Genomic DNA, 7784 nt, shown 5'->3' with positions numbered 1-7784 from the left:
CGCGATCTGGCACAACAACGCAACCAACGCACCGATCACCCGGTCACTGATCGCCTATGACCACTGACCGGAGATCGGACTTACTCGTCTAGTGCCGCTCCAGATCACGTCCGCCCTGTCGTGGCCTGAGACCTGGCGCGGGAGATCCCGCCCTGCCCGGCCGGCTGGCCGCACCGAGCCCGGCGCGGACCGGCGTCGCCGGGGGCCGGGGGCTAGGCGGTGGCGTCCTGCGGGTCGGCGAGGCCCAGTTCGCTCAGGACCTCCTCGGTGTGCTCGCCGAGGCGCGGTGGTGCGCTGCGGTAGGCGGCGGGGGTGACATCCAGCCGGATGGGGTTGGCGACCTGCTCCACCGGCCGGTCGCGGTGCGGGTCGTCGATGCGGACGCGGGCCTCGAGGCCCAGGCCGTCGGCGAGGGCGAACGCCGCCGCGAGGTCGTTGATCGGGCCGCAGGGGACGCCCGCGGCGGTGAGGGCCTCGAACCACTCGTCGGCGGGGCGGCTGCGCAGCGGCCCGTCGAGCGCGGCGAGCAGTTCGGTGCGGTGGGCCACCCGTGCCGGGTTGGTGGCGAAGCGGGGGTCGCGGGCCAGTTCGGGCAGGCCCAGCTCCGCGCACAGGGCGGTGAACTGGCGGTCGTTGCCCACGGCCAGCACCAGGGGGCGGTCCTGGGCGTCGACGACCTCGTAGGGCGCGATCGACGGGTGGCGGTTGCCCATGGCCCGCGGTACGACACCGCCTGCCACGTAGGCGGAGGCCTGGTTGGTGAGTGCCGACAGCAGCGAGGTGAGCAGGGAGACCTCCACCCGCTGGCCCTGGCCGGTGCGTTCGCGGTGGCGCAGGGCGGCGAGGATGCCCATGCCGGCGTGCAGTCCGGTGATGACGTCGACGAGCGCGACGCCGGCCTTGGTGGGGTGGCCGTCCGGTTCGCCGGTCACGCTCATCAGGCCGCCCATCGCCTGCACCAGCAGGTCGTAGCCGGGCAGCGCGGCGCCTCGGCCGGCGCCGAATCCGGTCACCGAGCAGTACACGAGCTTCGGGTTGAGGGTGCGCAGGGTGTCGTAGCCGAGGCCGAGTCGGTCCATCGTGCCGGGGCGGAAGTTCTCCACCAGCACGTCCGCGCGGGCGGCGATCTCCTGGGCGGCCCGCCTGCCGTGCGCGTCGGTGAGGTCCAGCGCGACCGAGCGCTTGTTGCGGTTCACGCCGAGGAAGTAGGTCGCCTCGCCGTCGGCGTAGGGCGGGCCCCAGGCGCGGGTGTCGTCGCCGGCGCCGGGGCGTTCGATCTTGATGACCTCGGCGCCGAGGTCGGCCAGCAGCATCGTCACGTACGGGGCGGCGAGCACGCGGCCGAAGTCGGCGACGACAATGCCGGACAGGGCCTGCTCGGGCTGCGGGCGGTCGGACGGCATGTGGCTCTCCTCTCGTGTCTTGGCAGCGACCGGGTCTGAGGCTACGCTGCAAATTGGATCCAAGATCCGATATCCGAATCTCGGGTGGGATCGTATCCACAGTCACCCGCTGTTGTCAGCCATCAGGAGAGGCCTCGATGACGACTTCCCCCGTCCACCCCTTCGACCTGTTCGCCATCGACACCCTGCTCAGCGACGAGGAGCGGGACATCCGCGACACCGTGCGCGCCATGGGCGAGCGGGATCTGCGGCCGCACGTCGCCGAGTGGTTCGAGCAGGGCGCCATCCCGGCGCGTGAACTCGCGGCGGCCCTCGGTGAGCTGGGCGTTCTCGGCATGCACCTGGAGGGCTACGGCTGCGCCGGGACGAGCGCCGTCTCCTACGGCCTGGCCTGCCTGGAGCTGGAGGCCGTCGACTCCGGTCTGCGCAGCCTGGTGTCCGTGCAGGGCTCGCTCGCGATGTACGCCATCTGGGCGTACGGCTCGGAGGAGCAGAAGCAGCAGTGGCTGCCCGGCATGGCCGCCGGCCGGTTCATCGGCTGTTTCGGGCTGACCGAGCCGGACGCCGGCTCCGACCCGGGCGCCATGCGCACCCGCGCCGAGCGCGACGGATCCGACTGGGTCCTCAACGGCACCAAGATGTGGATCACCAACGGCTCGGTCTCCGACATCGCCGTGGTGTGGGCCCGCACCGACGACGGCGTGCGCGGTTTCCTCGTCCCCGCCGGCACCCCCGGCTTCACCCGCAACGACATCAAGCACAAGGTCTCCCTGCGGGCCTCCGTGACCAGCGAGCTCGTGCTGGACAACGTACGCCTGCCCGCCGACGCGATGCTCCCCGGTGCGCGGGGCCTGTCCGGCCCGCTCGGCTGCCTGAACGAGGCCCGCTTCGGCATCGTCTTCGGCGCCCTGGGAGCCGCGCGCGACTGCCTGGAGACCGCGATCGCCTACGCCGCCGACCGCACGGTCTTCAACCGCCCCCTGGCGGGCTTCCAGCTCACCCAGCAGAAGCTGGCCGACATGAGCCTCGAACTCGGCAAGGGCATGCTGCTCGCCCTTCAGCTGGGCCGCCTGAAGGACAACGGCCAGATCACCCCCGAGCGCATCAGCCTCGGCAAGCTCAACAACGTCCGCGAGGCCCTGCGGATCGCCCGCGAGTGCCGCACCGTGCTCGGCGCCAACGGCATCACGCTGGAGTATCCGGTGATCCGTCACGCCAACAACCTCGAGTCCGTCCTCACCTACGAAGGCACGAGCGAGGTCCACACCCTCGTCATCGGCAAAGCCCTCACCGGCATCGCCGCCTTCCGCTGAGCCCGCCCCCTCGGACCCGCCCGCTGTCTCCTCCGCGTCGACGGGGGCCGGGCCCCGGCCGTCAGGGCCGGGGCCCGGCCGTCAGGGCCGGGGCCCGGCCGTCAGGGCCGGGGCCCGGCCGTCAGGGCCGGGGCCCGGCCGTCAGGGCCGGGGCCCGGCGGGTGGGTCCAGGGCGAACACGGTGATCCACTCGGCGTCCGAGGCGTGGTAGCCCAGATCGGTCAGGGCCTCGGAGGCGGCGCGCATGTGGGCGGCGCCGTACACCACGGCCACGGTGAAGGGGCCGCTCCGGCCCGCGTAGCCCCGGTCGAAGCCGGTGAGGGACCGGACCAGCAGCCGGTCACGGCGACGCAGCACCAGGTCGTCCAGGCCCGGCCAGAAGTCCGCCGCCGCCTCCTCGGCCTCGCTCAGCAGGTCCTCCGTCGCCAGGTGCCGGGCGAGCCACCGGCGTGTCCCCAGCAGCCGCATCCCCGCCGTCACGGCGGGGACGACCGTGGCCACCATCGCGCGTTCCTTCCACGGCAGTCGCCGGTAGCCCTCCTGGAACCGCTCGCCGCTCATGTCCGGGCACACCACCGGCAGCCCGAGCGCGTCGAAGTCGATGTCCTGCACCACCAGCCCCAGCCGCTCGTGACCGTCCAGCCGTCGGTACGACGCCACCAGGGCGTCGGCGCCCGCCGACCCCTCGCCGACACCCTCGGCGATCACGAGGTCGCAGCAGTCGCGCAGCCGTGCGGTCACCTCCCGGTAGAAGGCCTCCTTGGCCAGATGGATCATGGGAAAGAGCAGGAAGGCCAGCCCCGTCCCCGGCCGCTCAAACCGGATCACCGCCGACCGTACGCCGGCCAGCTCCGTCACCTCGATGAACTGCACGCGCGCCGCCCCCTTCAGGCCCCTCACCCACCTCCACGCCGATGGAGGCCCCCGGGGTTGCCCGTACGCACATTTCGGGCGGCCTTCGGGCGCCGGTTCCCGCCGCCGGCCCCCTCCGGCCGCCTGTCGCGCCGGGGAACCGCTCGCCGATAACGGGCGAAGCGCCGGGTGGTGGCCTGGTCGGTGCAGGCCGTACGCCGGGGCGTGCGCGGGCGGGCGCGCTATCCCCGTTCTCCGCCGGCCGCCGACGTCCGGGAGGAAACCGTCGCCTCGCTCACGGGCTGCCCGGTGGCGGCGTGTCCGGCGTCGGCCGGGGCCCCGGCGCCGGAGGAGACGACCACCTCGGAGTCCGGGCCGCCGCGGTCGAGGACGCCTCCCGCGACGGCGAGACCGAGGCCCGCCACGGCCAGAGCGGCGCCGACCAGAGCGGGCGAGGCCCAGCCCCAGCCCGCCGAGATGGCCAGGCCGCCCAGCCAGGCGCCCCCCGCGTTGGCCAGGTTGAAGGCGGAGTGGTTGGAGGCCGCCGCCATGGTGGGGGCGTGCTTCGCCTTGGCCATGAGCAGCATCTGGACCGGCGTGGTGATGAAGGCGCCCATCGCGCCGATGAAGGTGATCGTCACCAGGGCGGGCACGGTGCTGTGGACGGTGAAGTAGAACGTCACCAGCGCCGCGGCGAGCGCGGTCAGCCCCCCGTACAGGGTCGGCCGCAGCGCGCGGTCCGTGAGCGGGCCGGCGACCAGGGTGCCGACCGTCATGCCGACGCCGTAGAGCGCGAGGACCAGCGTGGTCGAGGAGTCGGACATGCCCGTCACACGGGTCAGCATCGGCACCAGGTAGCTGTAGACGGCGAAGAACCCGCCGAAGCCCACCACGGCCGTGGCCAGGCCGATCACGACCTGCCGGTTGCCCATGGCCCGCAGCTCGTGCCGGATGCCGGACTGCCGGCCGCGCGGCTGGTGCGGGACGAAGCAGGCCAGCGAGGCGAGCGCGACGAGGCCGATGACGGCGACCGCGCCGTAGGCGGACCGCCAGCCCAGCTGCTGGCCGAGCGCGGTGCCCGCGGGGACCCCGACGATATTGGCGACGGTGAGTCCCAGGAACATCTTCGAGACGGCGCGCGCGGCCCGTTCGGGGGCGACGAGCCGGGAGGCGACGACGGCGCCCACGCCGAACAGGGCGCCGTGCGGCAGGCCCGCCAGGAACCGCGCGGCGAACAGCAGGGCGAAGTCGGGAGCCAGCGCGGACGCGACGTTGCCGATCACGAAGAGCCCGGACAGCAGCAGCAACAGCCGTTTGTGCGGCACCCGCGCGCCGATGCCCGTCAGCACGGGGGCGCCGACGACGACACCGAGCGCGTAGGCCGACACGAGGTTGCCGGCGTGCGGTACGGACACGCCGACACCGTCGGCGATCTGGGGCAACAGCCCCATCGTGGCGAACTCGGTCGTGCCGATACCGAAGGCGACGACAGCCAGCGCCAGCAGAGCCAGAGGCATGGTGCGGGAGAACCTTTCGAAGAGCGCGGTACAGGAGCAGGACGGCAGAAGGGCCCGGAACCGTCCGGATCCTGTGGCCTGCCGCGCCGCGCACCATTGCCCGGCCCACCCCGGGGCAGAGAAAGCCCCCAACAGCTCAGCAGCGGCGGCAGGCCGCTCATTCCAAGATCGGGCCTCGGGCGCAGTGATCTGCGTCATGCCGCGTCCGGCGCGGCCGGGGCCCCGGGGCCGTCTCCTCGGTCTCGAAGGCCGGGGCGCCGGGGAACGGCGCCGCGCTCCCCGTGGGTTCAGTCCTCCACCGAGCGCCGTACGCGCCGGGACGGACCGAACTCGTACAGGTCGAGGATCACCGGCGGATCGGCGACGCCCGGGCCTCCGGCCCTGACCCACGTCACGATGTCGGCCGTCGCGTCGGGGTCGTTGACCAGCCCGAGCCAGACCGGCCGCCCGCCCGCGGCCCGCCCGGCCGGGGACGGCTGTACGACGATGACGTTGGCCTGCTCGCAGGCGTCGAGGCAGTTCACCGCCCTGACCTGGGCGACCGGCCCCAGCTGGGCCTTCAGCGCGGCGAGTTGGGCGGCGTGGTCGACGCCGGGAATCTTGGCCGTGCCGCAGCAGCAGCCCCGGCACACGGTGACCGTGCACCGGGGTGCAGCCGCCTGGGCGGGGGCCTTGCGGCGGCTCATCCGGCGGCCCGCTTCCAGGCCGTCTCGCGCAGCAGCCGCAGCCCGTTGAGGCCGACGACGACGGTGGAGCCCTCGTGGCCCGCGACGCCGAGCGGCAGCGGCAGGTTGCCGACGAGGTCCCAGACCGCCAGGCCCGTGATGAAGACACCGGCGACGACCAGGTTCTGCGCGACGAGCCTGCGGGCCCTGCGGGACAGGGAGATCACGGCGGGGACGGCGGCGAGTTCGTCGCGGACGATGACGGCGTCGGCGGTCTCCAGGGCGAGGTCGGAGCCTGCCCCGCCCATGGCCACACCGGTGTGGGCGGCCGCCAGCGCCGGGGCGTCGTTGACGCCGTCGCCGACCATCATCACCTTGCGGCCCGTGTCCGCCAGCTCCCGGACCGCGCCCACCTTGTGCTGTGGCAGCAGTCCGGCGCGCACGTCCCCGATGCCGGCCTCGGCGGCGAGGCGGGCGGCGGCGCGCGGATTGTCGCCGGTCAGCAGCACGGGCGCGGTCCCGGCCAGGACCGTGAGGGAGGCGACCGCGGCGCCGGCGTCGGGGCGCAGCCGGTCCGCGACGCCGAGCACGCCGGCCGGCGTACCGGCCACGGTGACCAGCACCGCGGTGCGCCCGTCGTCCTCCAGCCCACCGGCCAGGACCGACGCCCGCGCGGAGTCCGCGTCGGTCGCGCCGTTCAGCAGCCGGGCCGGCGCGCCGACCGCGACCACGCGTCCGTCGACAGTGGCGGTCACGCCGACACCGGGCGTGGAGTCGAAGTCCTCGGCCAGCGGCGGGACGAGCCCGCGCAGGCGCGCGGCGTCCACGACGGCGTGCGCCAGCGGATGCTCGCTCGGGTGTTCCGCGGCGGCCGCGAGGACCAGCAACTCGTCCTCGTCCAGGCCGGATCCGGTCAGCGGCAGGATGTCGGTGACCCTCGGGGTGCCCTGGGTGAGGGTGCCGGTCTTGTCGAGCGCCACCGCGTCGATCTGTCCGAGCCTCTCCATGACGACGGCCGACTTGACCAGAACACCGTGCCGTCCGGCGTTGGCGATCGCGGACAGCAGGGGCGGCATGGTCGCCAGCACGACCGCGCAGGGCGAAGCCACGATCATGAAGGTCATGGCCCGCAGCAGCGCGTCGGTGAGGTTCGCGCCGAAGGCGAGCGGGACCAGGAACACGGCGAGGGTCACGGCCACCATGCCCAGCGAGTAGCGCTGTTCGACCTTCTCGATGAACAACTGGGTGGGCGCCTTGGTCTCGGACGCCTCCCGCACCATGCGCACGATCCGTGCGATCACCGTGTCGGAGGCGTCGCGCTCGACGCGGACGGTGAGGGCGCCGGTGCCGTTGAGGGTGCCCGCGTAGACCTCGTCGCCCTTCTCCTTGGCGACGGGCAACGGCTCGCCGGTGACGGTCGCCTGGTCGACGTCGCCGGCTCCGTCGAGCACGCGGCCGTCGGCGCCGACGCGCTCGCCGGGCCGTACGAGGATGGTGTCGCCGACGGACAGTTCCTCGACGGGGACGGTCTCCTCGGTGCCGTCCGCGCCGACGCGGGTCGCCGTGGCGGGCGCGAGATCCAGCAGCCCGCGCACGGAGTCGGCGGTGCGTGCCGTGGCCAGCGCCTCCAGCGTGCCGGACGTGGCGAAGATGACGATCAGCAGCGCGCCGTCCATGACCTGCCCGATCGCCGCCGCCCCGAGCGCGGCGACGACCATCAGCAGGTCGACGTCGAGGGTCTTCTCCCGCAGTGCCCGCAGGCCCGCCCACCCCGGCTCCCAGCCGCCGGCCGCGTACGTCAGCGCGTACAGCGGCCCCCAGGCCCACGCCGGTGCGCCGGTCCACTGCAACGGCAGCGCGAGCAGGAAGCAGACCGTGGCCGCCGCGGCCCAGCGCGCCTCGGGCAGGGCGAGGAGGCGGGTGCCGCGCCGGGGCGTCCCCGTGGCGCGTGCGGACACCGCCCGGTCGGCGGGGGCGGGGGCGAGGGTGGAGGTCATCGGTGCGGAAGTCCTTCGAGAAGGCATGACGGGGCAG

Annotated in this window: 6 protein-coding genes; 1 reads left to right on the top strand and 5 read right to left on the bottom strand. The window is 73.9% G+C overall.

The genetic code is table 11. The annotated features are described in order from the left end of the window. Positions 1-212: 212 nt before the first annotated feature. Entirely contained in the window at positions 213-1403 is a 1191-nt protein-coding gene (locus ACH4ZX_RS28245) for a CaiB/BaiF CoA transferase family protein (protein WP_398278472.1), read from the bottom strand. Positions 1404-1540: 137 nt separating this feature from the next. Here ACH4ZX_RS28245 and ACH4ZX_RS28240 point away from each other — a divergent pair, with 137 nt between their 5' ends. Further along, complete coding sequence (locus ACH4ZX_RS28240; protein ID WP_398278469.1) at positions 1541-2716, top strand: acyl-CoA dehydrogenase family protein; 1176 nt, start codon at positions 1541-1543, stop codon at positions 2714-2716. A 141-nt stretch (positions 2717-2857) separates the two neighbouring features. Here ACH4ZX_RS28240 and ACH4ZX_RS28235 read toward each other — a convergent pair whose 3' ends face one another. From ACH4ZX_RS28235 to ACH4ZX_RS28220, 4 genes are all read right to left on the bottom strand, one after another. Next, complete coding sequence (locus ACH4ZX_RS28235; protein WP_398278466.1) at positions 2858-3589, bottom strand: hypothetical protein; 732 nt, start codon at positions 3587-3589, stop codon at positions 2858-2860. 221 nt (positions 3590-3810) lie between these two features. Next, entirely contained in the window at positions 3811-5085 is a 1275-nt protein-coding gene (locus ACH4ZX_RS28230; RefSeq protein WP_398278463.1) for an MFS transporter, read from the bottom strand. 287 nt (positions 5086-5372) lie between these two features. Continuing rightward, complete coding sequence (locus ACH4ZX_RS28225; RefSeq protein ID WP_360757864.1) at positions 5373-5771, bottom strand: (2Fe-2S) ferredoxin domain-containing protein; 399 nt, start codon at positions 5769-5771, stop codon at positions 5373-5375. Next, positions 5768-7747: a heavy metal translocating P-type ATPase gene (locus ACH4ZX_RS28220; RefSeq protein WP_398278459.1), complete on the bottom strand. Its 1980-nt coding sequence runs from the start codon at positions 7745-7747 to the stop codon at positions 5768-5770. The genes ACH4ZX_RS28225 and ACH4ZX_RS28220 overlap by 4 nt, the downstream gene beginning before the upstream one ends. Between the last annotated feature and the right edge of the window lie 37 nt (positions 7748-7784).

The organism is Streptomyces sp. NPDC020490, from assembly GCF_044335305.1.
Classification (GTDB): domain Bacteria; phylum Actinomycetota; class Actinomycetes; order Streptomycetales; family Streptomycetaceae; genus Streptomyces.
The sequence above is the reverse complement of the archived record's forward strand: the minus strand, read 5'-3'. Positions and strand labels throughout refer to the sequence as shown.